The sequence below is a fragment of the Verrucosispora sp. CNZ293 genome, from assembly GCF_002754655.1.
This window is the reverse complement of the sequence record NZ_PEFR01000001.1, coordinates 1,564,325-1,591,017: the sequence shown is the minus strand read 5'-3', so window position 1 is coordinate 1,591,017 and position 26,693 is coordinate 1,564,325. Positions and strand designations below refer to the sequence as shown.

General features: G+C 71.0%; 25 protein-coding genes and 1 pseudogene. 16 read left to right on the top strand and 10 right to left on the bottom strand.

Annotated features, from left to right (window positions below; all coding sequences use genetic code 11):
* Positions 1-31: 31 nt before the first annotated feature.
* Both arfA and CLT74_RS07285 read right to left on the bottom strand, forming a co-directional pair.
* Positions 32-1,558: an arabinosylfuranosidase ArfA gene (gene arfA, locus CLT74_RS07290; RefSeq protein WP_099845861.1), complete on the bottom strand. Its 1,527-nt coding sequence runs from the start codon at positions 1,556-1,558 to the stop codon at positions 32-34.
* 126 nt (positions 1,559-1,684) lie between these two features.
* Positions 1,685-2,701: a LacI family DNA-binding transcriptional regulator gene (locus tag CLT74_RS07285; protein ID WP_099851493.1), complete on the bottom strand. Its 1,017-nt coding sequence runs from the start codon at positions 2,699-2,701 to the stop codon at positions 1,685-1,687.
* Between the two features lie 301 nt (positions 2,702-3,002).
* Between CLT74_RS07285 and CLT74_RS07280 the strand changes: the two genes are divergently transcribed.
* The 3 genes and pseudogenes from CLT74_RS07280 to CLT74_RS07270 all read left to right on the top strand — a co-directional run bounded on the left by CLT74_RS07280 (position 3,003) and on the right by CLT74_RS07270 (position 6,113).
* Positions 3,003-4,154 carry a Gfo/Idh/MocA family protein gene (locus CLT74_RS07280; RefSeq protein WP_099845860.1) on the top strand — a complete coding sequence of 384 codons (1,152 nt, stop codon included), beginning with the start codon at positions 3,003-3,005 and terminating at the stop codon, positions 4,152-4,154.
* Positions 4,151-5,305: a DUF993 family protein gene (locus CLT74_RS07275; RefSeq protein ID WP_099845859.1), complete on the top strand. Its 1,155-nt coding sequence runs from the start codon at positions 4,151-4,153 to the stop codon at positions 5,303-5,305. The genes CLT74_RS07280 and CLT74_RS07275 overlap by 4 nt, the downstream gene beginning before the upstream one ends.
* A gap of 11 nt (positions 5,306-5,316) precedes the next feature.
* Positions 5,317-6,113, top strand: a pseudogene (locus CLT74_RS07270) (sugar phosphate isomerase/epimerase family protein).
* 63 nt (positions 6,114-6,176) lie between these two features.
* Here CLT74_RS07270 and CLT74_RS07265 read toward each other — a convergent pair.
* Positions 6,177-7,085 carry a 5'-3' exonuclease gene (locus CLT74_RS07265; RefSeq protein ID WP_199172335.1) on the bottom strand — a complete coding sequence of 303 codons (909 nt, stop codon included), beginning with the start codon at positions 7,083-7,085 and terminating at the stop codon, positions 6,177-6,179.
* Between the two features lie 107 nt (positions 7,086-7,192).
* On the opposite strand from CLT74_RS07265, the gene CLT74_RS07260 reads away from it, so the two are divergent.
* Positions 7,193-7,573 carry a VOC family protein gene (locus CLT74_RS07260; RefSeq protein ID WP_099851491.1) on the top strand — a complete coding sequence of 127 codons (381 nt, stop codon included), beginning with the start codon at positions 7,193-7,195 and terminating at the stop codon, positions 7,571-7,573.
* A gap of 13 nt (positions 7,574-7,586) precedes the next feature.
* Here CLT74_RS07260 and CLT74_RS07255 read toward each other — a convergent pair whose 3' ends face one another.
* The 5 genes from CLT74_RS07255 to CLT74_RS07235 all read right to left on the bottom strand — a co-directional run bounded on the left by CLT74_RS07255 (position 7,587) and on the right by CLT74_RS07235 (position 10,700).
* Positions 7,587-7,883, bottom strand: a complete 297-nt coding sequence (locus tag CLT74_RS07255) for a hypothetical protein (RefSeq protein WP_486582088.1) — start codon at positions 7,881-7,883, stop codon at positions 7,587-7,589.
* Between the two features lie 114 nt (positions 7,884-7,997).
* Positions 7,998-8,795, bottom strand: a complete 798-nt coding sequence (locus CLT74_RS07250) for an ABC transporter permease (protein ID WP_099845857.1) — start codon at positions 8,793-8,795, stop codon at positions 7,998-8,000.
* On the bottom strand, positions 8,792-9,730 hold the full coding sequence (locus CLT74_RS07245) for an ATP-binding cassette domain-containing protein (RefSeq protein WP_099845856.1): 939 nt from the start codon (positions 9,728-9,730) through the stop codon (positions 8,792-8,794). The genes CLT74_RS07250 and CLT74_RS07245 overlap by 4 nt, the downstream gene beginning before the upstream one ends.
* Entirely contained in the window at positions 9,727-10,098 is a 372-nt protein-coding gene (locus CLT74_RS07240) for a hypothetical protein (RefSeq protein WP_099845855.1), read from the bottom strand. The genes CLT74_RS07245 and CLT74_RS07240 overlap by 4 nt, the downstream gene beginning before the upstream one ends.
* Complete coding sequence (locus CLT74_RS07235) at positions 10,098-10,700, bottom strand: helix-turn-helix domain-containing protein (protein ID WP_099845854.1); 603 nt, start codon at positions 10,698-10,700, stop codon at positions 10,098-10,100. The genes CLT74_RS07240 and CLT74_RS07235 overlap by 1 nt, the downstream gene beginning before the upstream one ends.
* A gap of 92 nt (positions 10,701-10,792) precedes the next feature.
* Here CLT74_RS07235 and CLT74_RS07230 point away from each other — a divergent pair, with 92 nt between their 5' ends.
* From CLT74_RS07230 to CLT74_RS07210, 5 genes are all read left to right on the top strand, one after another.
* Positions 10,793-11,908, top strand: coding sequence for a M24 family metallopeptidase (locus tag CLT74_RS07230; RefSeq protein ID WP_099845853.1), 1,116 nt, complete (start codon positions 10,793-10,795; stop codon positions 11,906-11,908).
* Positions 11,905-13,047 carry an acyl-CoA dehydrogenase family protein gene (locus CLT74_RS07225; protein ID WP_099845852.1) on the top strand — a complete coding sequence of 381 codons (1,143 nt, stop codon included), beginning with the start codon at positions 11,905-11,907 and terminating at the stop codon, positions 13,045-13,047. Before CLT74_RS07230 ends, CLT74_RS07225 begins: the two co-directional genes overlap by 4 nt.
* A gap of 86 nt (positions 13,048-13,133) precedes the next feature.
* A complete protein-coding gene (locus CLT74_RS07220) occupies positions 13,134-13,643 on the top strand; it encodes an Lrp/AsnC family transcriptional regulator (RefSeq protein ID WP_099845851.1) in 510 nt (169 codons plus the stop codon).
* A 204-nt stretch (positions 13,644-13,847) separates the two neighbouring features.
* Complete coding sequence (locus CLT74_RS07215; RefSeq protein ID WP_099845850.1) at positions 13,848-15,302, top strand: polysaccharide pyruvyl transferase family protein; 1,455 nt, start codon at positions 13,848-13,850, stop codon at positions 15,300-15,302.
* A gap of 229 nt (positions 15,303-15,531) precedes the next feature.
* Entirely contained in the window at positions 15,532-17,007 is a 1,476-nt protein-coding gene (locus CLT74_RS07210; protein ID WP_158240223.1) for a CDP-glycerol glycerophosphotransferase family protein, read from the top strand.
* Between the two features lie 107 nt (positions 17,008-17,114).
* Here the strand turns inward: CLT74_RS07210 and CLT74_RS07205 are convergent, their stop codons facing one another.
* Complete coding sequence (locus tag CLT74_RS07205) at positions 17,115-17,726, bottom strand: histidine phosphatase family protein (protein WP_099851487.1); 612 nt, start codon at positions 17,724-17,726, stop codon at positions 17,115-17,117.
* Positions 17,727-18,057: 331 nt separating this feature from the next.
* On the opposite strand from CLT74_RS07205, the gene CLT74_RS07200 reads away from it, so the two are divergent.
* Positions 18,058-18,252, top strand: coding sequence for a CsbD family protein (locus tag CLT74_RS07200; protein WP_099845848.1), 195 nt, complete (start codon positions 18,058-18,060; stop codon positions 18,250-18,252).
* Positions 18,253-18,338: 86 nt separating this feature from the next.
* Here the strand turns inward: CLT74_RS07200 and CLT74_RS07195 are convergent, their stop codons facing one another.
* On the bottom strand, positions 18,339-19,745 hold the full coding sequence (locus tag CLT74_RS07195; RefSeq protein WP_099845847.1) for a lysine 2,3-aminomutase: 1,407 nt from the start codon (positions 19,743-19,745) through the stop codon (positions 18,339-18,341).
* Positions 19,746-19,886: 141 nt separating this feature from the next.
* Here CLT74_RS07195 and kdd point away from each other — a divergent pair, with 141 nt between their 5' ends.
* From kdd to CLT74_RS07165, 6 genes are read left to right on the top strand one after another with little or no spacing between them, the layout of a single operon-like run.
* Positions 19,887-20,948 carry an L-erythro-3,5-diaminohexanoate dehydrogenase gene (gene kdd, locus CLT74_RS07190; RefSeq protein WP_099845846.1) on the top strand — a complete coding sequence of 354 codons (1,062 nt, stop codon included), beginning with the start codon at positions 19,887-19,889 and terminating at the stop codon, positions 20,946-20,948.
* Positions 20,949-20,952: 4 nt separating this feature from the next.
* Positions 20,953-22,524 (top strand): amidohydrolase, encoded by a 1,572-nt coding sequence (locus CLT74_RS07185; protein WP_099845845.1) that lies wholly within the window; start codon positions 20,953-20,955, stop codon positions 22,522-22,524.
* Positions 22,521-24,080 (top strand): lysine 5,6-aminomutase subunit alpha, encoded by a 1,560-nt coding sequence (gene kamD, locus CLT74_RS07180; protein WP_099845844.1) that lies wholly within the window; start codon positions 22,521-22,523, stop codon positions 24,078-24,080. The genes CLT74_RS07185 and kamD overlap by 4 nt, the downstream gene beginning before the upstream one ends.
* Positions 24,077-24,832, top strand: coding sequence for a lysine 5,6-aminomutase subunit beta (gene kamE, locus CLT74_RS07175; protein WP_099845843.1), 756 nt, complete (start codon positions 24,077-24,079; stop codon positions 24,830-24,832). Before kamD ends, kamE begins: the two co-directional genes overlap by 4 nt.
* The gene (gene kal / locus CLT74_RS07170) at positions 24,829-25,221 is read left to right on the top strand and encodes a 3-aminobutyryl-CoA ammonia lyase (protein WP_099845842.1); all 393 of its coding nucleotides are present in this window, start codon (positions 24,829-24,831) and stop codon (positions 25,219-25,221) included. Before kamE ends, kal begins: the two co-directional genes overlap by 4 nt.
* A complete protein-coding gene (locus CLT74_RS07165; protein ID WP_099845841.1) occupies positions 25,218-26,546 on the top strand; it encodes a glutamate mutase L in 1,329 nt (442 codons plus the stop codon). Before kal ends, CLT74_RS07165 begins: the two co-directional genes overlap by 4 nt.
* The last annotated feature ends 147 nt before the right edge of the window (positions 26,547-26,693 follow it).

The following is a 26,693-nucleotide window of genomic DNA, read 5'->3' as shown; positions in this document are numbered from 1 at the left end:
CGGAAAGGGTACGAGCCCGCCGCCGGAGCGGTCAGTCCTCGCCGGGATCGGTGCGCGTGACCGTCAGCGCGGTCCACGAGACGGGCGGCAGCTCGACGGTGAGCACACCGTCGGTGAGCCGCGCCGTGTCGTTGATCCGCAGCCCCACCCGTTGCGTGTCGTGCAGGTCGTTGGCCGCGCGTACGTCGGTGTCCCAGATTCCCCGGGCCGAGACCGCACCTGTGGGCTGGCACGCGCGCAGGTCGACGGTCACCGTCGTCGCTTCGGTCAGGTGCCGATTCTGCAGAAACACCGAGATCGCGGGCCCTTCGCAGGTCGCGGCGGCGGCGACCACCGGCACCGAGCCGAAGTTCGCGGTGGGCGTCTCGTCGGCGTCGACCAGGACCCGCAGCGCGTCGCCCCGGGCGGTGTGCGAGGTCACCGAGAACGGGAAGAACGTGGTCTGTCGCCAGGCCGGACCGCCGGGCTCGGTCATGATCGGAGCGATCACGTTGACGAGCTGCGCGAGGTTCGCCGAGGTGACCCGGTCGGCGTGGTTGAGCAGGGAGATCAGCAGGCCACCGAGGACCACGGCGTCCGCGACGGTGTACCGGTCCTCAAGCAGGCGCGGCGCCACCGGCCACTCGTCGATGCTGAACGTGCGGGCCTGTTCCTGCCACCGGGTCATGTACCAGATGTTCCACTCGTCGAACGCGAGGTCAACCCGCTTGGCCGAGCGCTTCACGGTGCGTACGTGGTCGACGGTGGCGACGACCGACTCGATGTAGGCGTCCATGTCGACCCCGGAGGCGAGGAAGCTCGCGAGGTCACCGTCGTGTTCCTGGTAGTAGGCGTGGCAGGAGATGTAGTCGACGTCGTCATACGCATGTGTCAGCACGACGCGTTCCCACTCACCGAAGGTCGGCATGCCGCGGCCGGACGACCCGCAGGCGACCAGCTCCAGGTCCCGGTCCACCTGCCGCATCGCCTTCGCGGTCATCGCCGCGAGCTTGCCGTAGTCGGTGGCGTCGCGGTGGCCGAGCTGCCAGGGCCCGTCCATCTCGTTGCCGAGGCACCACATGGCGATCCCGAACGGCTCCTCGCGGCCGTTTGCGGTCCGTTGCGCGGCGCGGGCGGTGCCGGCCGGCAGGTTCGTGTACTCCAGCAGCTCCACGGCTTCCTTCGGGCCCCGGGTGCCGAGGTTGACGGCCAGCATCAGCTCACTGCCGACCAGGTCGAGCCAGTGTTGAAACTCGTGCAGGCCGACCTGGTTGGTCTCGGTGGAGTGCCAGGCGAGATCGAGCCGGCGTGGACGCTCGGCCACCGGCCCCACGCCGTCCTCCCAGTTGTAGCCGGAGACGAAGTTGCCGCCCGGGTACCGGACCGTGCTGACCCCGAGCTCCTTGACCAGCTCGACCACGTCGCGCCGGAAGCCGTCAGGCCCGGCGGTGGGGTGTCCGGGTTCGTGGATGCCGTCGTAGATGTGGCGGCCGAGGTGCTCGACGAAACCGCCGAAGAGTCGTCGACGGACCGGTCCGATGGTGAAGGCCGGGTTGAGGGTGAGGTGCGCGCGGGGCATGGGGCTCCTTACGATGATCACCTACGATAACGTTTTCGGCGACGGTAGACGAGCCCTCGGCGGGCGCTGGGCATCGCACCGCGTCGGTCCGCGACGTGCCCGGCCGCCGGCGGGGGCCGCGACGCGTCACCCCGGGGCGGGTCCGGAGCTGTCCCGACGGATCAGGTCGGCGGCGAGCGACTCCACCCGGGGCCTGGCGGCTCCCGGGTCGAGAGCCAGGGCCATCGCCCGGGCGCCCATCTCGACAAGGGGCAGCCGGACCGTGGTCAGCGCCGGGGTGACGTCGCGGGCCATCGGCATGTCGTCGAAGCCGAAGACGCTCACCTGCTGCGGGACCGGCACCGCGCGGGCGCGCAGCAGCGCCAGCGCGCCGATGGCCATCGAGTCGTTGAGCGCCGCGATCGCGGTCAGCCCGGGCTCCGCGTCGAGCAGCGCGGCGGCGGCCTCAGCGCCGCCGTCGCGGTCGAAATCGGCGTATCGGACGCGGTGTTCCGGCAGCTCCCGACCGTGCTCGGCGAGCGCCGCGCGGAGCCCGGTGAGCCGGTCGGTCGTGGTGGTCAACACCCGCGGCCCGGCCACCACGCCGATACGTTCGTGGCCGAGGCGGCACAGCTCCCGCCCGAGAAGTTCGGCGCCGCCCCGGTTGTCCGGCATCACCGCGTCACCGGAGTGCTCGTGGCGACCGATCACCGCCACCCGGCCACCGGTGGCCTCGTACGCGGCGAGCTTGCCGTTGAGCAGCCGGGTGAAGTCGGCGTCGTGGTACCCGGAACCGGCCAGGATGATGGCGGCGACCTGCTGGCCCCGCAGCAGCTCGACGTACTCCAGTTCCCGCTCCGGGTCGCGGTAGCTGTTGCAGATCATCAGCAGCCGGCCCTGGTCGGTGGCGACCCGTTGCAGACCCCGGGTGATCTCCGAGAAGTACGGGTCGGAGACGTCGTGCACGATCACCCCGACCGCGCCGCGGTGCGACCGGGCCAGCAGTTGGGCGTGCGCGTTGGGCACGTACTGCAACTCGGCGACGGCCCGCAGCACCCGTTCGCGCAACTCCTCGGTGACCGGCTTGGTACTGCCGTTGATCACGCGGGAGGCCGTGGCGGGTGAGACCCCGGCCCGCCGGGCCACATCGGACAGCGTCGCCACACCCGCCCCCTCACGCGTCGCGCCGGCCGCTGCCGTGGCGACCAGCGACACCGTACCGCAGTGAGGGTCCTTTTCCGTTCCGCGGTAAACGCAGGTCAAGGCCGCCGGTCGGGTTCACTCCAGCCGACGTCCCGGCGCGCGGTGGCCAGCGGTTTGTTCACGTTCCCGGCCCGGGGCCACGACCTCGGCGGCCGAAAGTTCCGCCGCCGGGTAAGCCCTTGCCTGGCCGTCAGGGCACCGCCTAGTCTTGCAGGAAAGCGCTTACCTGCCCGGTTCGGGCGCGTACGACGGAAGGACCCCCATGACCCGCAGGTCGATCGGCATCATCGTGAACGGCGTCACCGGCCGGATGGGATACCGGCAGCATCTGGTGCGCTCCCTGCTGGCCATCCGTTCCTCCGGTGGCGTGCCGCTGGCCGACGGCACCACCGTCTGGCCGCATCTCGTCCTCGTCGGCCGCAGCGAGGCCAAGCTGCGCGAGATCGCCGAACGGCACGGCCTCGACGACTGGACCACCGACCTGACCGCCGCGCTGGCCCGCGACGACGTCCAGATCTACTTCGACGCGCAGCTGACCCAGCAGCGGGAGAAGGCCATCCGGCGGGCCATCGAGGCGGGCAAGCACATCTACACCGAGAAGCCCCTCGCCGAGGACACCGCCGCCGCCCTGGACCTGGCGCGCGCCGCCCGGGCCGCCGGCGTACGCACCGGGGTGGTCCAGGACAAGCTCTTCCTGCCGGGGCTGCGCAAGCTCAAGCGGCTGCTCGACGGCGGCTTCTTCGGCCAGGTGCTGTCGGTACGCGGCGAGTTCGGCTACTGGGTCTTCGAAGGCGACTGGCAGCCCGCCCAGCGCCCGTCGTGGAACTACCGCAGCGCCGACGGTGGCGGCATCGTGGTGGACATGTTCCCGCACTGGCACTACGTGCTCGCGGAGCTGTTCGGCGAGGTACGCGCCGTCTCCGCCACCATCGCCACGCACATTCCACGCCGGGTCGACGAGGCCGGCCGGCCCTATGAGGCCACCGCCGACGACGCCGCCTACGGCATCTTCGAGCTGGAGGGCGGCGTCATCGCCCAGCTCAACTCGTCCTGGTGTGTCCGGGTGCACCGGGACGAGCTCGTCGAGTTCCAGGTCGACGGCACCGAGGGCAGCGCGGTCGCCGGGCTGCGGCGCTGCCGGGTGCAACACCGGGCGGTCACCCCCAAGCCGGTCTGGAACCCGGATCTGCCCGCCACCGAGGACTTCCGATCGCAGTGGACGGAGGTGCCGGACAACGAGGACTTCGACAACGGCTTCAAGGTGCAGTGGGAGGCGTTCCTGCGGCACGTCGCCACCGGTGAGCCGTTCCCGTGGGACTTCCTGGCCGGTGCCCGTGGCGTGCAGCTCGCCGAGCTGGGCCTGCTCTCGGCCCGCGAGGGTCGCCGCGTCGAGGTGCCGGAGCTGGCGCTGTGAGCGGCACCGAGGTGACAGTGCCCGGCGGTCGCCGGCTGCGGCTCTCCGGCGGCACCGGGCATCCCCGCCCCGCCGCGCCGCCGAACTGCCGCGTCGCCTACGCCGCCGCGCACGTGGTGGCCGACCCGGCCGCCGACAACACCCCGGGCACCCCGGCGGTCCTGGACTGGGACCGCACCCTCGCCTTCCGCCGGCACCTCTGGTCCTACGGGCTGGGGGTGGCCGAGGCGATGGACACCGCGCAGCGCGGCATGGGCCTGGACTACCCCGCCACTCGGGAACTGATCCGCCGCAGCGCGGCGGAGGCCCGGGCCGCCGGTGGGCGGATCGTCGCCGGGGCCGCCACCGACCAGCTGCCACCCGGCCCGGCGACGCTCACCGAGGTCACCGCCGCGTACCGGGAACAGCTCGACGACGTACAGGCCGCCGGGGCGGTTCCGGTGCTGATGTGCAGCCGGCACCTGGCCGCCGCCGCCCGTGGCCCCGAGGACTACCTGCGGGTGTACGACGATCTGCTGCACGCCGCCGACCGGCCGGTGGTGCTGCACTGGCTCGGTCCGATGTTCGACCCGGCGCTCACCGGTTACTGGGGTACCGCCGACCTGGATCTGGCCGCCGACACCGTCGTCGAGCTGCTCAAGACGCACGCGTCCCGGGTGGACGGCATCAAGGTGTCGCTGCTCGACGCCGGACGTGAGGTGGCGTTGCGTCGCCGGCTGCCGGCGGGCGTACGCCTCTACACCGGCGACGACTTTCACTACCCGGAACTGATCCGGGGTGACGAGGCCGGCCACTCCGACGCGCTGCTCGGGGTCTTCGCCGCCATCGCGCCCGCCGCGTCGGCCGCGTTCGCCGCCCTGGACCGGGGCGACCTCGAGGCGTACGACGAGATCTTCGCACCGACCGTGCCGCTGGCCCGGCACCTGTTCGCCGCGCCCACCTGGTACTACAAGACCGGCATCGTCTTCCTGGCCTGGCTGGCCGGGCACCAGGAGCACTTCACGATGGTCGGCGGGTTGCAGTCCGGCCGCTCGCCGGAGCACCTGGGCACCCTGCTCACCCTCGCCGACGCCGCCGGTCTGCTGCCCGACGCGGAGCTGGCTGCCGCCCGGGCCCGGGCCTTCTTCACCGTGGCCGGGGTGACCCAGTGAGCCGGGCGGCCCTGCGCCGGTTCTCCTTCAACCAGGCCACCGCCCAGCACTGGCCGCTGCCCGACGTGGTCGCCGGCTGTGTCGCCGCCGGGGTGCCGGGCATCGGCCTGTGGCGGGAACCGGTCGCCGAGTACGGTCTCGGTCGCGCCGCGAAGCTGGTCCGCGACGCCGGGCTGGCGGTCACCACGCTTTGCCGGGGCGGGTTCTTCGCCGCCGGCGACTGGCGGGAGCAGAACCTGCGCGCCATCGACGAGGCGGCCACGCTCGGCGCCCCGGTGCTGGTGCTGGTCTCCGGTGGCCTGCCGCCGGGCAGCAAGGACATCGACGGTGCCCGCGCCCGGGTGGCTGACGCGATCGCCGAACTCGCCCCGCACGCCGACGCCGCCGGGGTGACCCTGGCCATCGAACCGCTGCACCCGATGTTCGCCGCCGACAGGTGCGTCATCGCCACCCTCGGTCAGGCGCTGGACATCGCCGAGCGGTTCGACCCGGGCGTGGTCGGCGTGGTGGTGGACGCGTACCACGTGTGGTGGGATGACACCGTCTACGACCAGATCGCCCGGGCGGGCGACTGGATCGCCGCCTTCCAGGTCTGCGACTGGGTCACCCCGCTGCCAGAGGGGTACTGCTCGGCCGGGCGCTGCCCGGCGACGGCTGCATCGAGCTGCGCCGGCTGCGCGAGGCGGTCGACGCGGCCGGCTACACCGGCCCGATCGAGGTCGAGGTCTTCAACGCCGAGGTCTGGGCACGTCCGGGCGAGGCGACCCTGGCCGCCGCCATCGACGGCTACCTCCGCGAGGTCACCTGACCCGTGGGGGCGCGGTGCGCCCGTCCGTCCCGCGGTCGTCGCCAGCGCCGGCCCGGCAGTGGGTCAGCTGCTCGTGGTGCGGGTGGCGAGCGCGTCGACCAGGCGTCGGGTGGAGCCGGCCAGGTTCCACCGCTCGGCCAGGTCGAGCAGCCGCTCCGGATCGGCCGGTGACACCGGCAGCTCGGTGGCCAGCGGAGGCAGCGGCACGTCGAGAGCGACCCGGACCACCTTCGGCGCCACCGCCAGGTAGTCGCGGGCCGCGTCGAGCTTGCTGCGCAGCCCGGGTGCGAAGCCGGCGGCCGGGTCGTCCAGGGCGGCGAGGATACCGGCGATGTCGCCGTACCTGTCGACCAGCCGGGCGGCGGTCTTCTCACCGACGCCGGCCACCCCGGGCAGCCCGTCGGACGGGTCGCCGCGCAGCGCGGCGAACTCGGCGTACCGGTCGGCCGGCACGCCGTAGCGGGCCCGTACGGCGGCGTCGTCGCAGTCCTCCAGTTTGGCCACCCCCCGCCCGACGTAGAGCAGTCGCACGCCCCGGGCGTCATCGATCAGCTGGAACAGGTCCCGGTCGCCGGAGACCACCTCGACCGGACCGGCCTGGGTGACCGAGAGGGTGCCCAGCACGTCGTCGGCCTCGTAACCGGTCGCGCCGACGACTGTCACCCCCAGCGCGTCGAGCACCTCCAGGATCATCGGCACCTGGGGGGAGAGGGTGTCCGGCACCACCTCGCCGCCCTCGGGGGCCACCCGGTGCGCCTTGTACGACGGCAGCAGCGCGACCCGCCAGTCCGGCCGCCAGTCGTGGTCCATCGCGCACACCATCCGACCCGGCCGCCGGGTGCGCACCAGGTGGGCGAGCATGTCGAGGAACCCGCGCACCGCGTTCACCGGCTGACCGTCGGCGGTCTTCGCGGCGGATTCGGGGATGCCGAAGTACGCCCGGAAGTAGAGACTGGGCGCGTCGATGAGCATGATCGGGGTCTGCGCTGTCACGCCCGACAGCCTGGCACACCACACCGACGTTCCCGGCGTACGGCCTGTCGCCGGTGCGTTCCGCCGGCGCGACGAAGGAGGAGCCGATGACCGTACCGACCCGGCTGGCGCTGACCACCGTCAACCTCGACACGCCCGACCCGGCGGCGCTGGCCCGCTTCTACGCGCGCCTGCTCGGGTGGGACATCGCGGTCGAGGAGGCCGACGACGTGATCCTGCGTGCCCCCGACGGCGGGGTCGGGCTGTCCTTTCAGCGGGAGCGGGCGTACGTGCGGCCGAGCTGGCCGGCGCAGGCCGGACAGCAGCAGATGATGATGCACCTGGAGATCGGGGTGCAGGACCTGCCGGCCGCGCTGGAACACGCGCTGGCCTGCGGCGCGACCCTCGCCGCTTGCCAGCCGCAGGAGGACGTCCGGGTCTGTCTGGACCCGGACGGCCACCCGTTCTGCCTCTGGCTGACGGACTGACCCGTTCCTGCCGTCAGCTCGCACCGGCGGTACCTCGCCCGCCGCGTCGCTTGACGACGTACGGCAGCACGAACAGGTACAGGCCGGTGAAGAGCAGCAGGGCCAGCGGCAGCAGCGGTAGGTAGGAGACCCAGACGACCGGGTCCTCCTGCGCGAGCGCGACGAAGGTGACGATGACGGTCACCGTGAACGCGATCGCCAGCCACCTGTGGATCTGTCGGATCCACCTGTTCCACCTCATCGGAACCTCCACCCGGGTAGCGGCCACCGGCCGGGCGGTCGCCCGGCCGGACATGACCTCGCAGGTCAAGCTAGTGAGGGTGTGGTGCCGGCTGCTTCTCGATTCCTGACCGGTCTGGCGCGGCAGGTCGGCACCGTCCGCCCGCCGTGCGAACGGCGGTCGGGGTGGCTGGCTGGTCGACTGTCAGGTGATGTCGCGGCGCATCGGGACGATGACGCCGATGGCGGCGGCGGTCACCGCGTACATGGTGAGCACGAGGGCACCGACAGCAGGGGGCAGGAGGTGGATGGTCGTGCTGCCGAGCTGTTCGGACATGGCGTCGGCGACGTAGGTGAAGTCGGTCAGGGCGGCGGTCGCGCCGCCCGGCAGGATCGGGTAGAGCAGGTTGACACCAGGAATCATCATGAGCAGCGTTTCGCCCAGGTACAGGTAGCCGATCACGACGCAGAGGGCGGCGACCTGGTTGCGGATGAGGGCGCCCATGCCCACCCCGATGAGCAGATACACAGTCATCGCCACACCGATGCGGCCGAGCAGCGCCAGCACGGTGGGGGCGGGCATACCGAGGCTGACGCCGCGGGCGGCGGCGACGGCGAACAGGGCCACGGCGGCGGTGCCGGCGAGGACGAGACCGTAGGCGAGGCCGACGACCGCGTAGGTGGCGAGTTTGGCCGCCAGCACCTGCCATCGGCGCGGTGCGAACAGGAACGTGACGGCGGCGGTGCGGTGTCGGTACTCGGCGGTGACCGCGACGGTGCCGGCGACGGCCGGGACGAGCGCCGTGTAGCCGAGAATGCCGAGGAGCGAGCGGACGCCGGCGTCGGTGTCCAGACCGGGCAGCGGCGGCTCGAAGTTCTCCGGGCCGACAAGTGCCATGAGGCCGATCATGCCGCCACCGATCACGGCCGCGGCGACCAGGAGACTGCCCCACATCCGGGTGGCCAGCAGGCGGCGGAACTCGGCTCGGATCAGGTTGGTCATGGTGTGCCTGCCCTGGGGGTGGTGAGCGGGTCGGTGGTCAGGTCGAGGAAGAGCTGTTCGAGACTCGAGTTTTCGGTGACCAGTTCGTGTACGCGTAGGCGGTGCGCGGCCGCGAGGTCGGCGACGCCCGCCGCGTTCAGACCGTGCACCCGCAGCTGGCCGGGCCGGACGATGTCGACGCGAGGTGGGGTGCCCGCGTCGGCGGGACTGGTCGCCAGGGTCACGGCGAGGGCGTCGGCGTCGGGTGAGCTGACGAGCACGGTCGGCGGGCCGGCGAGCCGGGACCACGGTCCGGCGGCGACGAGTTCGCCGCGCCGGATCACCACCACGTCGTCCACGAGTTGCTGAACCTCACTGAGCACGTGACTGGAGATCAGGACGGTGCGACCCCTGTCGGCGAGACCGCGCAGCAGGCCACGCAGCCAGGACATGCCCTCCGGGTCCAGGCCGTTGCCGGGTTCGTCCAGCAGTACGACGCCCGGGTCGCCGAGCAGCGCGGTGGCGAGGTTGAGGCGTTGCCGCATGCCGGTGGAGAACCCGCGGGTACGGCGGTCGGCGGCCGCGGCGAGGCCGAGCTGGTGCAGCAGCTCGGTGACCCGGCCGTCGGGATGGCCACCCATCGCGGCGTAGACCCGCAGGTGGTCGCGGGCGGTGTGGCCGGGGTGGAACGCGTTGGCGTCGAACATCGCCCCGACGGTGGCCGACGGCCGGGCCAGCCGCCGGTACGGGCTCCCGCCGATCGTGGCGGTGCCGCGGGTGGGTGACACCAGACCGGTGAGCATCCGCATCGTGGTGGTCTTGCCGGCGCCGTTCGGGCCGAGGAATCCGGTGATCACACCCGGTTCCACAGTGAAACTGAGATCACGGACGGCGGTGATCTCGCCGTACCGCTTGGTCAGCTGCGAGACCTCGATTGTCAGCCCGTCGATGCTCATGCGCGGGCCGCCATCGCCCGGCTGATCGCTTCGGCGAGGCCGAGGGCGTCCGGGCCGGAGAGCACGACCTCGTCGAACTGGCCGCCGGTGCCGGCCCGGTCCAACACCAGGTGCAGCCCGGGCTCACCGCGGCGGGCGGCCACCAGTTGCCGGGGGCCGCCGAACAGACCCCACACGCCGATCTTGACGAAACCGGACACCACGTAGCCGCGCCGGGCGCCACGGGCCAGGCGTAGCGGGTTGTCCACCCGGGCGACCCGCCGCACGGCGCCGACGGCCACCGCCAGCCGGTCCCGTCCGGTCCAGAGCCGCTCCCATCCGGTGAACCGGATGTCGATCACGTCGCCGGAAAGCATGACGGATGCCATCAGTCGTGTCCTTTCGTCGGTCCGGTGTCCTCGGTGGACTCCGGCGTGCTGTCGCTGGGTGTCGGCTGGTCGGCCGGCATCAGGACGGTGGCCAGCAGCCGTGGGGTTCGCCCGTGGCCCGGCTGGTGGGCGAGCAGCGGGCCGACGAGCGCGTTGAACCCGGCGGCGAACTCGCTCAGCTCGGCGTCGGTGAGGTGCAGGACGAGCTGGTGGTATCCCACGCCGTCGGCGACGAAGTCGATCCGCTCCCGGGCCAGGTACCTGGAGAACTCCGACAGCAGGCTGGACATGAACGCGGTGAAGTAACGCGCGTGCTCGTCGGCGGTCGCCGTGGCCAGGGCCGCAGGGTCCAGCGTCGCGCCGTGCCCGGGTAGCGCGTACACCCGCTCGGTCGCCCCGCGGACCTTGCGTTCCGTCACCACCTCCAGCAGCCCGGCCCTGACCAGTGCCGCGAGATGTCGGTACAGCGTGGCCTGCGGAATGTCCGGCAGCAGGTCGACCAGGTCGCGGGTGGTCAGCTCGGCCCCCGCGACGGCACGCAGGATCCGGATCCGGACCGGATGCAGCGCCAGCTCGGCCCAGCGCTCCCTCGACTCTGTCACCTCTGTACGTTATCACTATCGATAAAGATAATAGAAGGCCGGGTCGGACACCTGTGGCCCCGGGTGGCCCAAACGACCGTTAAGCTTGCTGGGTGGGGTTCGACGAGCTGTATCCGCCGGGGCGGCTGGCCGCCGCGCAGCGTGCCGTCGCCGCCGCCGGGCTGGACGCGCTGCTCCTCAGTCCCGGCTCCGACCTGCGGTACCTGACCGGCTACGACGCGCACGCCGGTGAGCGGCTGACCCTGCTGGTGCTGCCGGCCGAGGGCGAGCCGACGCTTGTCGTGCCGACCCTGGAACGGCCGGCGGCCGAGGCGTCGCCCGCACCGGCCACCGGGGTACGCATCGTCGACCACGCCGACGGCACCGACCCGTACCCGCTGGTGATCGCCGCCCTCGGCGGGCCGGTCGACGCGGTGGGGCTGGCCGACCGGATGTGGGCGGAGCAGGTGCTGGCGCTGCGGGCGGCGCTGCCCGACACCCGGCAGCGGCTCGCCTCGGCGGTCCTGCGGGAGCTGCGCGTGCACAAGTCGGCCGCGGAGATCGAGGCTCTCGCCGAGGCCGGCGCGGCGATAGACGCGGTGCACGCCCGGATGGGGGAGTGGCTGCGGCCGGGGCGGACCGAGGCGGAGGTGGCCACCAACATCGCCGCCGCGATCAGGGCGACCGGCCATGTCACTGTCGACTTCGTGATCGTGGCCGCCGGCCCGAACGGCGCAAGCCCGCACCACGGCACCTCCGACCGGCCGATCGGCGTGGGTGAGCCGGTCGTGGTGGACATCGGCGGCACCATGCCCTCGGGCTACCGCTCCGACTGCACCCGCACCTACCTGGCCGGTGGCACAGCGCCCGCGGACTTCCTCGACTACTACGCGGTGCTGCACGAGGCGCAGCGCGCCGCCGTGGCTGCGGTACGCCCCGGGGTGAGCGCCCAGGCCGTCGACGCCGCCGCCCGCGCGCCGATCACCGCGGCCGGCTACGGCGACGCCTTCCTGCACCGCACCGGCCACGGCATCGGTCTGGACGGCCACGAGGAGCCGTACGTGGTGGCCGGCAACGACCGACGGTTGGCGGCGGGGATGACCTTCTCCGTCGAACCGGGCATCTACCTGGCCGGGCGGCACGGCGCTCGGATCGAGGACATCGTCGTCTGCACGACGGACGGCGTACGACGGCTCAACACCACCCCCACGGAGCTCATCGCGCTATGACTGTCGACCGGATCCTGCCCACCGACGAGGCTCGCGACCTGCTGGAGTTGACCACCGAGTTGGCCGACCGGGAACTCGCGCCGAAGGTCGTCGAGTACGAGCAGCGGGCCGAGTTCCCCCGGGAGGTGCTGCGCACGCTGGGCCGGGCGGGGCTGCTCGGCCTGCCGTACCCGGAGGAGTACGGCGGTGCCGCCCAGCCGTACGAGGTCTACCTGCAGGTGCTGGAGATCCTGGCCGGCCGCTGGCTCGCGGTCGCCGAGGCGGTGAGCGTGCACACCCTGTCCTGCCACCCGGTCGCCACCTTCGGCAGCGAGGAACAGCGCAAGCTGCTGCCCGACATGATCGGCGGCGAGCTGCTCGGGGCGTACTGCCTGTCGGAGCCGCAGGGTGGCTCGGACGCCGCGGCGCTGACCACCAGGGCGGCGCGCGACGGGGACGACTACGTCGTCACCGGCACCAAGGCGTGGATCACCCACGCGCAGGTGGCCGACTTCTACAACATCTTCTGCCGTACCGGCGAGCCCGGGGCGAAGGGCATCTCCTGCCTGCTCGCCGACCGCGCCACGCCCGGTATCCACCCGCAGGCCGCCGAGCGCACCATGGGGTTGCGTTCCTCCCCGGTGGCGCAGGTCGTCTTCGACGAGGCCCGGGTGCCGGCCGACCGGCTGATCGGCGGTGCGGGGGCCGGCTTCACCATCGCCATGTCGGCGCTGGACTCCGGACGGTTGGGCATCGCGGCCTGCGCGGTCGGGCTGGCCCAGGCGGCGCTGGACTACGCGGTGGACTACGCCCGGCAACGCGAGCAGTTCGGTCGGTCGATCATCGACTTCCAGGGGCTCGGATTCACCCTGGCCGACCTGGCCACCCAGATCGCCGCCGCCCGGGCACTGACCCTGGCGGCGGCCCGGCTACGTGACGCCGGGCGGCCGTACTCGATCGAGGCGGCCAAGGCGAAGTTGTTCGCCACCGATGTGGCGATGCGGGTGACCATCGACGCGGTGCAGGTCCTCGGCGGCGCGGGCTACGTCGCCGATCATCCGGTCGAGCGGTACCTGCGGGAGGCGAAGGTGCTCCAGATCGTGGAGGGCACCAACCAGATCCAGCGGTTGGTGATCTCCCGGGCACTGGCCAAGGGCTGACCGAACGCGACGGTCCGCCCGCCGTACGCGACGGATGGCGGGTTTGTCGGTCGCGCCGACCGGTCGTACCCGGTAGGTTCCACGCCGTGGAGGAGATCGACCGCGCCATCGTGGTGGCGCTGACCGCGGACGGCCGGCTGTCGTACACGGATCTGGCGGAGAAGGTCGGCCTGTCGGTCTCGGCGGTGCATCAACGGGTGCGTCGGTTGGAGCAGCGCGGGGTGATCAGGGGCTACACCGCGCGGGTCTCCTTCGAGGCGCTGGACCTGCCCCTGACGGCGTTCGTGGCGATCCGGCCGTTCGATCCGTCGCAGCCGGACGACGCGCCGGAGCGGCTTGCTCACCTGCCGGAGATCGACTCGTGCTACTCGGTGGCGGGAGAGGACTTCTACCTGCTGCTGGTTCGGGTGGCCGGCCCGGTCGACCTGGAGCGGGTGCTCCAGGAGATCAGGACGGCGGCAAACGTCACCACCCGTACGACAGTCGTGCTGTCCACCCCGTACGAGCATCGACCGCCCAAGATCACCCTCGACCCGGCGGCCCAGCATCGCACCCGGGGCGTACCGCCTGCGGCGGCGGGCTCAGCGGCGGACTGACCCGGAACACCCGGTGCCGCTGCGGCCCAGGAGACGGGGCTAGGATCCATCCCTGATTCGGCGGAAGGTGAGACCCGGATCATGACCGGGACGCCGGGCCGGTTCGTGCCGCCCGGTGGCCGGTCGCCTCGCGTGTCTCGAAGGGGAGGATGAAATGTACCGATCGATGCGATCGCGTTCCAGCCAGGCGGCCGGAGTTCGCTCATGACACGCATTCTCATCCGCGCCGGCAAGAGCCCGTTGACCGTGCTGTCACATGAGCAAAGCCTGTCCACCTCTCGGTTGGGTGTCTTCGGGTCGAACTCTGGGAACATGCTGTTCTACAGCGCGGTGTTCCGGGCCCTGAGCGTGCCCGGCGCCGAGCTGGTCGCCAACTCCTACGTGCATGAGCGTCCGGTGCACCTGGGCACCTACATCAGCCGGACCAACGAGGAGTTCGACAGGTTCGTCCTGCCGATGGCGAACTCGTACCGGGACACCTTCCTGCCGCACCTGGAACGCCTCGCCAAGGTCATCGAGCGGTTGAAGATCCCGGTCACGGTGGTCGGCATCGGCGCGCAGCTGCCGTACGGCACCGAGTTCGACTCGCTCCCCGACAACTACAAGAAGATCGTCACGCGGTTCACCCGGGCCGTGCTCGACCGGTCGGCCTCCATCGGTGTACGCGGTGAGTACACGGCGCGCATGCTGAAGTACCTCGGCTTCGGCGACGAGCATGTGCGGGTGATCGGCTGCCCGTCGATGTTCGGCAACGGGCCGCTGGGCCCGTTGGTGCGCAAGGTGGACCGGCTGGCCTACGACAGCCCGATCGCCATTTCGTACACCCCGAAGGTCAAGGGAGTTGACCGGCTGGTCGAGGCGAACACCGACCGGTACCCCAACAGCGTCATCGTGCCGCAGCAGCATCAGCGGCTGGCGCTCATGCTGTGGGGCGAGAATCCGGCGAAGGTTCCCAACAAGCGGATGCCCATCCACACCGACCATCCGCTGTACGAGAACGACCGGATGCGGTTCTTCGTGGACGCCTCGACCTGGGTCGACTTCATGGCCCAGCAGCACTTCGCCTTCGGCACGCGCATCCACGGCAACGTCGCGGGCGTGCTGGCGGGCACGCCGTCGGTGGTGCTGGCGCACGACTCCCGCACCGTCGAACTCTCCGAGTACCACGGCATCCCGTACCGCCTCTACTCGGAGCTGCCGCCCGATGTCGACGCGCAGCGGCTCTACGAGGAAGCGGACTTCGACGCCTTCGGTCCACGCCAGGCCGAGACCTTCGCCACCTACGTGCGGTTCCTCGAGCACAACGACCTTGAGCACGTGTTCCAGCCGGGTAAGGCGAACCCGGCCTACGACGAGGCGCTCGCCGCCGCCCCGTTCCCCGGCCCGGTGCACACGCTGATGGCCTCGGACGTGGTCGGACGACGCCAGGTGATGTCCCGGCTGCGCTGGCTGCGGCAGGGACACGAGGGCGACCTGGAGCGCCGCGCCTACGAATTCGAACCACCGTTCCGCGAACCGCGCGGAACGAGGACGCTTGAGGAGCGGGTAGCCCAGTTGGAGAAGGAACTCAAGGTGCAGCAGGAGTCGCTGGCGAGCTGGCGCGGCCGGATGGGTCGGGTGTTGCGGATCAACCCGTTGTCCACGGGGGGCCGGCGGTGACGACTGCGGATGCGAAAACGTCCCAGCTGGGGGCATGGGTGGCGTCGAAGACGGGAGGACGCATCACCACCACCGCGATCGACGTGGCAGCCCTCGCCGCGCTGCTGCTGGCGGCGGTGGGCGGTTCCCGGTTCTGGGCGTTGCCGCCGGCCCTGCTGGCAGTCGGGTTGCTGGCCTGGACGTGGCGTGACGCGGTGCGTGGGGAGCGGTGCCGACCTCGAAGGCCGCCGTGCCGCGCGTCCTTCTGCTCGCCAGCGCGTATCTGCTCGGCGCGGTGCACAGCGGCGTCGATCTCGCGCTTGCCGTCGGCGTGGCCCTGGCCGGCCTGGCGGTGCTCAGCGAGACACCGATGGGGTTCATTTCCCGTGCCGCGTACCCGGTGACGGCCAATCTGCCGGGGATCGGCGCGCGGCCCTACCGGCGCCCGAACACGAGCCGTGCGGTACTGGTCAATGGCGCCGCGGCGCTGGTGGTGCTCGTCTGCGCCTTCGTCGGCAGCCTCGGGGTGATCGCCGCGGCGGTGTCGGCGGCCGCGCTCGGCCTGTCGTTGTTCACTCTGTGGCAGGGGCTGGGCCGGGTCCGGGAGAGGCAGACCAGTGAGCAGAACCTCTCCAAAGCGTTGACCGCCTACGAACCGGCGTTCGTGGTGCACTGGACCGCACCTGCCGGCACCGCGTACCAGATCGCGATGTGGCTGCCCTACCTGGAGCGCCTCGGCCGGAAGTTCTTCGTGCTGGTGCGCGGTGAGGCCAACTTCAACGAGGTGTCGGCGATGACGAAGGCCCCGGTGGTGCTGCGCACCGCGTTGGAGGACATGGACGACGTGGTGACCCCGTCGATGCGGGCCGCCTTCTACGTGAACACCGCGACGAAGAACAACCACCTCCTCCGGTACACGAGCCTGACGCACATCCAGCTCAACCACGGCGACAGCGACAAGGTGCCGAGTCACAACCCGGTCTTCCGGATGTACGACAAGAACTTCGTCGCGGGCCAGGCCGCGATCGACCGCTTCGCGGCAAATGGCGTGAAGATGCCGATCGAGATGTTCACCGTCGTGGGCCGCCCCCAGGTGGAGAACGTGGCGGTGGCGGCCCAGCCGATCGCCTCGATCACCAACCCTCGGGTGCTCTACGCGCCGACCTGGGCGGGTTTCTACGCCGACTCCAACTACTCGTCACTGCACGTCGGCTACGACATCGTCAAGGCACTCGTCGAGCGCGGTTGCAGCGTCGTCTTCCGGCCGCACCCGTACAGCAATCGGAATCCGGCGCTGGGCCGTGAGTGCGAGCGGATCCGGGCGCTGCTGGCTGAGGACCGCAAGGCCAACGGGCGGCCGCACGTGTTCGGCAAGCAGGCCGAGGTGAAGATGTCGGTGATGGACTGCTTCAACGCGTCGGACGCGATGGTGTCGGACGTGTCGAGCGTGGTGGCCGACTACCTGTACTCGGAGAAGCCCTTCGCGATGGTGGCGGTCTCGACGCCGGCGGTCACCTTCACCGACGAGTTCCCGTTGGGGCGGGCCAGCTACGTCATCGACGCCCACGGCGGCCGGGTGAAGGGGCTCGATGCGATCCTCGACGACTTCCTCGGTGCCGACCCGCTGGCCTCCACCCGACAGGACATCAAGAAGTACTACCTCGGCGACATCGCACCGGAGCGCTACGCCCAGCACTTCCTGGACGAGGCGTCGCGCTACCTCTGATTTCGACGGAGGTTCTCGTACCGGCTCCGGCCCGGCCCTGTGCCGGCCGGAGCCGGTACTGTTCGGGCACCGACCGGCGTGCTCGCCGGAGCCGGCCGGCGGACGGGTCAGTGCCGACCGGTCGACCCGGTCGGCGGCCCGGAGGCCAGGGTGACGGGTTGGTTCCACCGGAGGATCACCCGCCGACCGTGTTCGTGGCCGAGCAGGCTGAGGGTGGCGGTGTCCAGGCGGAGCAGCCCGCCGGCGGAGGGTGGCAGGCCGACCCACCGGGCGCCCAGCACGCGGAGCGCGTGCGCGTGTCCGACCAACGCGACGGGGCCTCGGTCGAGCAGGGGATGCAGTTTGGCGAGCAGCCGGTCGAGGCGCTCGCCGACCTCGCTCGGCGACTCGCCGCCCGGGCATCCGTCGGTCCAGATGCTCCATCCGGGGTGTTCGTCCTGGATCTGGGCGGTGGTACGCCCCTCGTAGTCGCCGTAGCGCCACTCGGCGAGGTCGTCGTCGGTGCCGGTGACGGCCAGTCCGGCCAGCTGTGCGGTGCGCAGCGCCCGGATCCGTGGGCTGGTCAGCACCGCGACGAACCGCCGTCCGGCGACCGCCGGACCGAGTGCGCGGGCCTGCCGCTCGCCGTCGGGGGTGAGCGGCAGATCGGTGTACGAGGTGTGGCGGCGGCTGGCGCTCCAGGTGGTCTCGCCGTGCCGGACGAGCAGGATCTCGCTCATGCCGTCGCCCCACGTCGGTGCCCGCAGCGCGGCGACCACACCGTACCGATCCTCGGGTTTCGCTGGCCCATGCCCTCAGTCAACCAGGATGGTGCGCCCGGTGCGGGGCGGCGGTGGGATCGGCACGGGCTCGGGCCGGCGGCCGAGCCCGTGCCGCGCGGAGAACACCGTGATCGATGGTGCCCAGCCATACCCCTAGTGTCCTAGGATGCCTTAGCGGATGTGCACACCACCACCGACTGAGCAGCCGTTTCAGGCCACAACTCAGGGGGACACCACAAAGAGCGGAGCGATCCGCTCCGCGTACCGCCGAACAGGCAGGGGAGGCGACATGAGCTTCACCGACAAGGCGAAGAACAAGGTCGAGGAACTGAGCGGCGCCGCCAGGCAGCGCATCGGCGAGATGACCGACAACGAGAGCATGCGGGGCGAGGGCGCCAACCAGCAGGGCGACGCCCGCGCGCGTCAGGCCGGTGAGAACGTCAAGGAGGCCGGGCGCAACGCGAAGGACGCTTTCACGAAGTGACAGCCCAGCACGGAAGCGGGCCGCCGGATCATTCCGGCGGCCCGCTTCGCGGCGCGTGGCACCTGTCGGCGCAGGGGCGAGTCGGCTCAGTCGTCGCGGTGGGCGTGCCACCACCGCTGGCCGGCCTCGGGAAGGGTGTCGATCGGGTCGTAGTAGGCGTAGCGCTTGCTGAGCGCCTCCAGGTCGGCGGATTCGATGGAGGTGCGGTAGTTCTTCGTCCAGTAGGAGATGCCGCGCTCCCGGTCGTACTCGGTGACCATGTGCACCCAGCGCTTCCCGACGAACGGCACGTCGCAGACGATCCGTGGGGTGGCGTAGCCGGGCAGGTAGCCCATGATGTCGTGCTGGAGCTGCTGGGCGTGCCAGACCGGGACCCGCCAGTGCTCGGCGTTGGGGATCATGTCGCACATGTAGAAGTAGTAGGGCAGGATGCCCGCCTCGCCCTGGAGGGCGAAGCAGAGGTCGAGCAGGTCGGTGCTTGTGGCGTTGACCCCGCGCATCAGCACGCCCTGGTTGCGTACGTCGCGGACGCCGATGTCGAGGGCGGTCTGGGCGGCCCTGGCGACAAGCGGGGTGAGCGACTGTGCGTGGTTGACGTGGGTGTGGATGGCGAGGTTGACGCCGCGGCGGGCGGCGGTGCGGGCGACCCGTTCCAGGCCCTCGACGACGTCAGGTTGCAGCCAGTGCTGGGGTAGACCCATGAGGGCCTTGGTGGCGAGCCGGATGTCCCGGATGGTTTCGATCTCCAGCAGGCGCATCAGGTACGACTCAAGGTTGCGCCAGGGCACGTTTGCCACGTCGCCGCCGGAGACGACGACGTCGCGGACCCCGGGGTGGGCCTTGAGGTAGCTGATGTGGGCGTCGTAGCGGTCGACGGGCTTGAGGGTGAGCTTGAGCTTGTCCACCGTCGGGGTGGAGTTGCCGACCAGGTCCATGCGGGTGCAGTGCCCGCAGTACTGCGGGCAGGTGGAGAGCAGCTCGGCGAGGACCTTCGTGGGGTAGCGGTGGGTGAGGCCCTCGGCGACCCACATGTCGTGTTCGTGCAGCGAGTCGCGGGTGGCGTACGGGTGTGACGGCCAGTCGGTGCGGCGGTCGGAGGCCACCGGGATCATGTAGCGCCGGATGGGGTCGGCGAGCAGTGCGTCGGTGGTCGGTGACGCGTACGGCGCCATGGTGTTGAGCATCTGTGGGGTCACCAGCATGGACATGGTGGCCAGGGCGCGCTGGTCGGCTTCGAGGTCGGCGTAGAAGGTGTCGTCGACGGTGTCACCGAGCACGGTGCGCAGTTGCTTGATGTTCTTGACGCAGTTGACGCGTTGCCACTGGGCGCTCTCCCACTGGTCGCGGGTGACCGTGCGCCAGCCGGGGAAGCGGGTCCAGTCGGGTTCGACGAGGGGGCTGCGGCGGTATTCGTAGGGCTGGCCGCCGAGGGTGATGGTGGGGGCCGGTGGTGCTGCCGGGATGGTCTGCACCGGCGGTCGGGTCTGGGTCACGGCCCCTCCTCTGGTCTGCCTGGGTGATCAGCGACCCGAAGGCTACTGGAAAAATTTCGGTAGAGAAATTATTCTGCCGTAAGTTTTCCCGCCGTGCGAGTCGAAGGCGGGGCTTCAGGCGGTCGGACAGGGGAGGTCGGCGTGACGTCACCGGTGGGTCTGCACCGTGTCGTGGAGCCTGCGGGCGTGTTGCCACAGGCGGCGTGGCGGCTCGACACGCGTCCGGAGATCGCGCCGAACGAGGTGCGGATCCGGGTGGAGCGGCTGAACCTGGACGCGGCGAGTTTCCGGCAGTTGTCCGTCAAGCACGCCGGGGACGGCGACGCGGTCCGGGCCGAGGTGCTCGACATCATTTCCGCCCGGGGGAAGATGCAGAACCCGGTGACCGGGTCGGGCGGCATGCTGATCGGCACGGTCGAGGAGGCCGGTCGGCGTTCCCCGTTGGGGCTCAAGGCGGGCGAGCGGGTGGCCACGCTCGTGTCGTTGACGTTGACCCCGCTTGTGGTGACTGACGGGTTGGCCGGTTGGGACGGTCGCAGCGAGCAGGTGCCGTGTGAGGGGTGGGCGATCCTGTTCGCCAGGTCGGTGGCGGCGGTGCTGCCGGCGGATCTGGACCCGCAGCTGTCCCTGGCGGTGCTGGACGTGTGCGGTGCGCCGGCGTTGACGTCGCGGGTGGTGTCCCGGTACGTGGCGGAGCGGATGGCCGAGGGGGATGCCCGGCCGGTGACGGTGGCGGTGGTCGGCGGCGCGGGTAAGAGCGGTTCGTTGTCGCTGGCGGCGGCGCGGCGGGCGGGTGCGGGCCGGACGGTCGGTGTGGTGCCGGTGGTCGCGGAGCGTGACGCGCTGGTAGCGGCCGGGTTGGCCGACGCGGTGGCGATGGCCGACGCCCGTGATCCGGTGGCGTTGTCGACGGCGGTGACCTCGGCGCTGGGGGCGCCGGCGGACGTGACTGTGGTGTGCGTGGATGTGCCGGGTTGTGAGCACGGTGCGGTGCTGGCGACCGCGGACGGCGGGACGGTGATCTTTTTCTCGATGGCGACGAGCTTCGCGGCGGCGGCGTTGGGTGCGGAGGGTCTGGCGGCGGACGTGACGATGCTTGTCGGCAACGGGTACGTGCCGGGGCACGCGGAGCTGGCGTTGGGTCTGTTGCGGGGTGAGCCGGGGGTGCGTGGGCTGTTCGAGGCTCGGCTGGCGGCAGACTGAGGCCATGACGAACAACCCCTCGACGTTGTACCGCGCTGGTGTGCTGCACTGCCCGGCGGATCCGTCCGCGACCGCGTTGCTGGTCCGTGACGGGCGGATCGTGTGGCTGGGTTCGGAGGCTGACGCTCCGTCGGCGGACCTGGTGGTGGAGCTGGACGGTGCGTTGGTGACGCCGGCTTTCGTGGATGCGCACGTGCATGTCAGTGACACGGGGTTGGTGTTGTCCGGGCTTGATCTGTCCGGGGTGCGGTCGGCGGGTGAGCTGTTGGACGCGGTGTCGGCGTACGCGGCGGGTCTGCCGGCGGACGCGGTGGTGCTGGGGCACGGGTGGGACGAGTCGACGTGGCCGGTGGCGCAGCCGCCGTCGGCGGCGCAGTTGGGGCGAGCGGCGGACGGTCGGCGGGTGTATCTGTCGCAGGCGTCGATTCATTCGGCGTTGGTGTCGTCGGCGTTGCTGGCGGCGTGTCCGGAGGCGGCGGCCGTGCCGGGGTACGACGAGTCGGGTTGGCTGCGTCGTGACGCGCATCATGTGGTGCGGGCGGTGGCGCGGGCGTCGGTGACGCGGGCGCAGCGGGTGGCGGCGCAGCGGGTGGCGTTGGGGTACGCGGCGTCGGTGGGGATCGCTGCGGTGCACGAGTGCGGTGGGCCGGAGATTTCCGACGAGGAGGACTTCACCGGTCTGCTGGGGATCTCCGGTGCGGGGGTGCCGGAGGTGTACGGGTACTGGGGTGAGTTGGGTGGTGCGGCTCGGGCGCGGGAGTTGGGTGCGGTCGGTGCCGGTGGTGATCTGTTCGCTGATGGTGCGTTGGGGTCGCGTACGGCGCATCTGTCGCAGCCGTACGTCGATGGTGACGGGTGTGGTCACGGTTATCTGAGCGCGGATCAGGTTCGTGATCATTTGTTGGATTGTGCGGCGCATGGGATGCAGGGCGGGTTCCATGCGATCGGTGACGCGGCGGTGTCGACGGTGCTTGAGGGTTTCGCGGCGGCGGCGCGGCGGTTGGGCACGGAGCGGTTGCGGGCGGCGCGGCATCGGGTGGAGCACGCGGAGATCGTGGATCGGCGGTTGATCGCCGGGTTCGTGGAGTACGGGGTGGTGGCGTCGATGCAGCCGGCGTTCGACAGGTTGTGGGGTGGCGCGGGCCGGATGTACGAGACGCGGTTGGGGTTGGCGCGGTCGTTGGCGTCGAATCCGATGGGTGCGATGCACGGGGTCGGGGTGGCGTTGGCGTTCGGTTCGGATTCGCCGGTGACGCCGTTGGATCCGTGGGGTTCGGTGCGGGCGGCGGTGGCGCATCACAATCCGGTGCAGCGGATGAGTGTGCGGGCGGCGTTCGCGGCGCATACGCGGGGTGGCTGGCGGGCGGTGCATCTGGACAGCGAGGGGGTGCTGGCGTTGGGTGCGCCGGCGACGTTCGCGGTGTGGTCCACGCCGGCGGGGGTTGAGCGGGGGTTGCCGGTGTTGCAGGCCGCGGATCCGGAGGCGCGGGGTGCGGATGATCCGACGCCGTTGCCGGTGTGCCGGCGCACGGTGCTGCGCGGCGAGGTGATCTATGAGGAAGGGTCGTCCGCGTGACGGGGAAGCTTGATCTGGATCCGGTGCTTGTGGCGCGGGCGCGGGAGTTGGCGCGGCGGGCCGGGCAGCCGGTGGTGGAGTTGGCGCGTGGTCACACCACGGTGTCGGTGGAGCGGGCGGTGCTGCGGCTGGCGGGGGTGGTGGGTGCCGATCCGGACGGTATTCCGTGGGTGAACCGTCTGGTGGAGGCGGTGGTGGCGGATGTCGGGTTGGGTCACGGGGTGGCGTTGCCGGTCTTCGACGCTCTGGTGCGGGAGCAGGGCACCGATGTGACGTTGTTGGCGCAGAAGGCGGCGGCGGGGTCGGTGCGGTTCCAGGTGCCGTCGGGTCGGGCGGCGACGGCGGCGCGGCGGGCCGCCCGCAAGGCGGTCGCGGCGGGGATCCGGCGGATCGATCGGCGGCGGGCTGAGCGGGACCGGCTGGTGAAGCGGTTCGGGGATCCGAGGCGGCGGCCGTGGATTTATCTGATCGTGGCGACGGGGGACATCTACGAGGACATTCCGCAGGCGCAGGCGGCGGCGCGGGCCGGTGCGGATGTGATCGCGGTGATCCGGTCGACGGGGCAGTCGTTGTTGGACTATGTGCCGGAGGGTGCGACGCGGGAGGGGTTCGCGGGGACGTACGCGACGCAGGAGAACTTCCGGTTGATGCGGGCGGCGTTGGATGTGTCGTCGAAGGAGCTGGGTCGGTATGTGCGGCTGACGAACTACGCGTCGGGGTTGTGCATGCCGGAGATGGCGACGTTGGCTGGCCTGGAGCGGCTGGACATGATGCTCAACGATTCGATGTACGGGATTTTGTTCCGGGACATCAATCCGGTGCGGACGTTCGTGGATCAGCGGTTCTCGCGGCAGGTGCACGCCCGGGCGGGGATCATCATCAACACCGGTGAGGACAATTACCTGACCACTGCGGATGCGGTGGATGAGGCGCACACGGTGACGGTGTCGCAGTTGCTCAACGAGTATTTCGCGCATGAGGCGGGGTTGGCGGACTGGCAGTTGGGGTTGGGGCACGCCTTCGAGATCAACCCTGAGGTGCCGGAGTCGTTGCGGTTGGAGTTGGCGCACGCGTTGTTGGCGCGGGAGTTGTTTCCGGATGCGCCGTTGAAGTGGATGCCGCCGACGAAGCACATGACGGGGGATGTGTTCCGGGGGAATCTGCTTGATGGTTTCTTCAATCTGGTGGGTGCGCTGACCGGGCAGGGGATTCTGCTGGTGGGGATGATGACGGAGGCCGTGGTGACGCCGTGGTTGTCGGATCGGGACATCGCCCTGCAGAACGTGCGGTACGTGTTGGGTGCGGCGGGCGGGTTGGCTGAGGATTTCGTGCCGGCGTCGGGTGGGTTCATTCAGCAGCGGGCGAACCGGGTGCTGGGTGAGGCGGTGGATCTGTTGGAGCGGATCGGTGAGCAGTCGTTGTTGACGGCGATCGCCGAGGGCACGTTCGGGATCATGAAGCGGCCGGCGGATCGGGGTAAGGGTCTGGACGGGGTGGCGCGGCACGAGGCGGGTTACTACAACCCGGCCACGGAGATCCTGGAGCAGCCGGCATGACGGGCGGCAGTGTGGTGCGGCCGTACGGGGACACCACTGGTGACGGCATGGTGCAGGTGTCGTTCACGTTGCCAATACCGCATGACAAGCGGGCCGAGGGTGCCGCGGTGCAGTTGGCGAACAAGATGGGTGTCGATCCGGCGTTGCTGGTGCACGCGAAGCCGATAGGTGACGGGTTCACGTTTTTCGTGGTGTACGGGCGGGTGAACCATCTGGTGGACCTGTCGGCGGTGCGGGTGGTGGAGCGGGACTTTCCGTTGCTCAGTGCCAAGGAGGTCAACGCGGTCGTCAAGCGACGGTTGCGGCGGAAGTTGTCGGTGGTGGGTGCGTGTATCGGCACGGACGCGCACACGGTGGGCATCGACGCGATCCTGAATGTGAAGGGCATTGCGGGGGAGAAGGGCCTGGAGTACTACCGGGAGTTGTCGGTGACGAACCTGGGTGCGCAGGTGAGTGTGCCGGAGTTGGTGGAGGCGGCGCGGGTGGCGCGGGCCGACGCGGTGCTGGTGTCGCAGGTGGTGACGCAGCGGGACGCGCATCTGCACAACACGCGGGAGATGTCGGCGGCGTTCCGGGAGGCGATGCCGGCGGGGCGGCGACCGTTGTTGATCGTGGGTGGGCCGCGGTTCGACGAGTCTCAGGCCGCGGAGCTGGGGGTGGATCGGATCTTCGGTCGGGGTACGACTCCGGGTGAGGTGGCGTCCTACCTGGTGCACGCGTTGATCACGGGTAGGAAGGCGGCTGTGGCATGACGGACCGGCGGTTGGGTGTGACGGTGACGCATCGGCGGTACGTGCCGTATGCGCACGCCCACTATGCGGGTGATCTGGTCGACGGGGCGTACGCGTTGGGTCTGTTCGGGGATGTGGCCACCGAGGTGTGTATTCGTACCGACGGTGACGAGGGGTTGTTCGCGTCGTATGCGGATGTGCAGTTCAAGGCGCCGATGCGGGCCGGTGACGTGCTGGAGGTGGTGGGGACGGTGACCCGGGTGGGTACCCGTAGCCGCACCATCGACTTCGAGGCCCGGGTGGTGTGTCGGGGTCGGCCGGATCGGGGCGCGTCGGCGGCGGAGGTGTTGGCGGAGCCGCTGGTGGCGGTGACGGCGACCGGCACCGTCGTCGTGCCCGTCGCGGTGTGAACGTCGCGGTCTGCGCCGACGTCGGTTCGACGTACACGAAGGTGGCGGTGGTCGACCTCGACGGTGCGGGGTTGGTGTCGGCGGCGGCGGTGCCCACCACTGTGGCGTCGGATGTGCTGCACGGCCTGGACGCGGCGGTGGGTGCGGCTGGTGTCGGACTCGGCACGGGTGAGGTGCCGTGGTTCGTGTGCTCGTCGGCCGGTGGTGGGTTGCGGCTGGCGGTGATCGGCTACGAGCCGTTGGTGACCGCGCAGGCGGGCCGCCGGGTGGGCCTGTCGGCGGGGGCGGACGTGGTGCACGTGGCGGCGGGGCGGCTGGGTCGGGCGGAGTTGACGGCGTTGCGGGCGGCCCGCCCGGACGTGGTGCTGCTGGTGGGTGGCACCGACGGCGGGGACGCCGAGACGTTGACGCACAACGCGACGCGGCTGGCGCGGGCCCGCTGGCGGGTGCCTGTGGTGTTGGCCGGCAACGTGGAGGTCCGTGCGGAGCTGCACGGGTTGTTGGCCGGGGCGGGGGTGCCGGTGACAGTGGCTGACAATGTGCTGCCCCGCATCGGGGTGTTGGCGCCGGTGTCGGCGCGGGCGGCGATCCGGCAGGTGTTCCTGCGGCACGTCATCGGCGGTAAGGGGTTGTCGCGGGGTGGCCGGTTCGCTCGGCTGGTGCGGGCGGCGACGCCGGACGCGGTGCTGTCGGGGGTGGAGGTGCTCGCCGACGTGGCCGGTGGTGATCTGGTGGTGGTCGACGTGGGTGGCGCGACCACTGACGTGTATTCGGTGCTGACTCCGGACGAGCGGGCCAGTGGGCCCGGTCGGGAGGTGGCCGGTGAGCTGTGGCGGGCGCGGACGGTCGAGGGGGACCTGGGGGTGCGGTGGAGCGCCCCCGGGGTGGTGCGGGCGGCTGTCGAGGAACGTTTGCTTGTGGGGGAGGGTGACGGGTTGGCGGCCGAGGCCGCGGTGCGGGCCGCTGATCCCGGGTTCCTGCCGGGGGATGCGGCCGGGCGGGCTGTCGACGCGCGGTTCGCGGCGTTGGCGGCGACTGTGGCGTTGCGCCGGCACGCCCGTGGGGTGGGCACCGGTGAGCGGTCCGGCCGGGATCTGCGGGACGTTCGGCTGCTTGTCGGTTCCGGCGGGGTGTTGCGGCACGCCCCGGACAGCGACGCCGCCGGGGTGTTGGCCGCGGTGTTGTCCGACAATGCCGGTGGGTGGGCGTTGCCGAGGGCGGCCCGGCCGGTGGTGGATGTCGATTATGTGCTGGCCGCGGCGGGGTTGCTGGCCGGGGAGCATCCGGTGGCGGCGCGGGCGCTGCTGCGGCCGTTACTTGGTTGACCAGGGTGGACGGCGGCTGTCGGTGGTTGCTGGGCGGGTGGTCGACGCCGGGGTGACGGCCACGACACGCCGGGGCGGGGAGACGACTCGTCGGGGGTGGGTTGACAAGGCCGGGGGTGGGCCACGTACCGTCTTTGAGTCCTACCA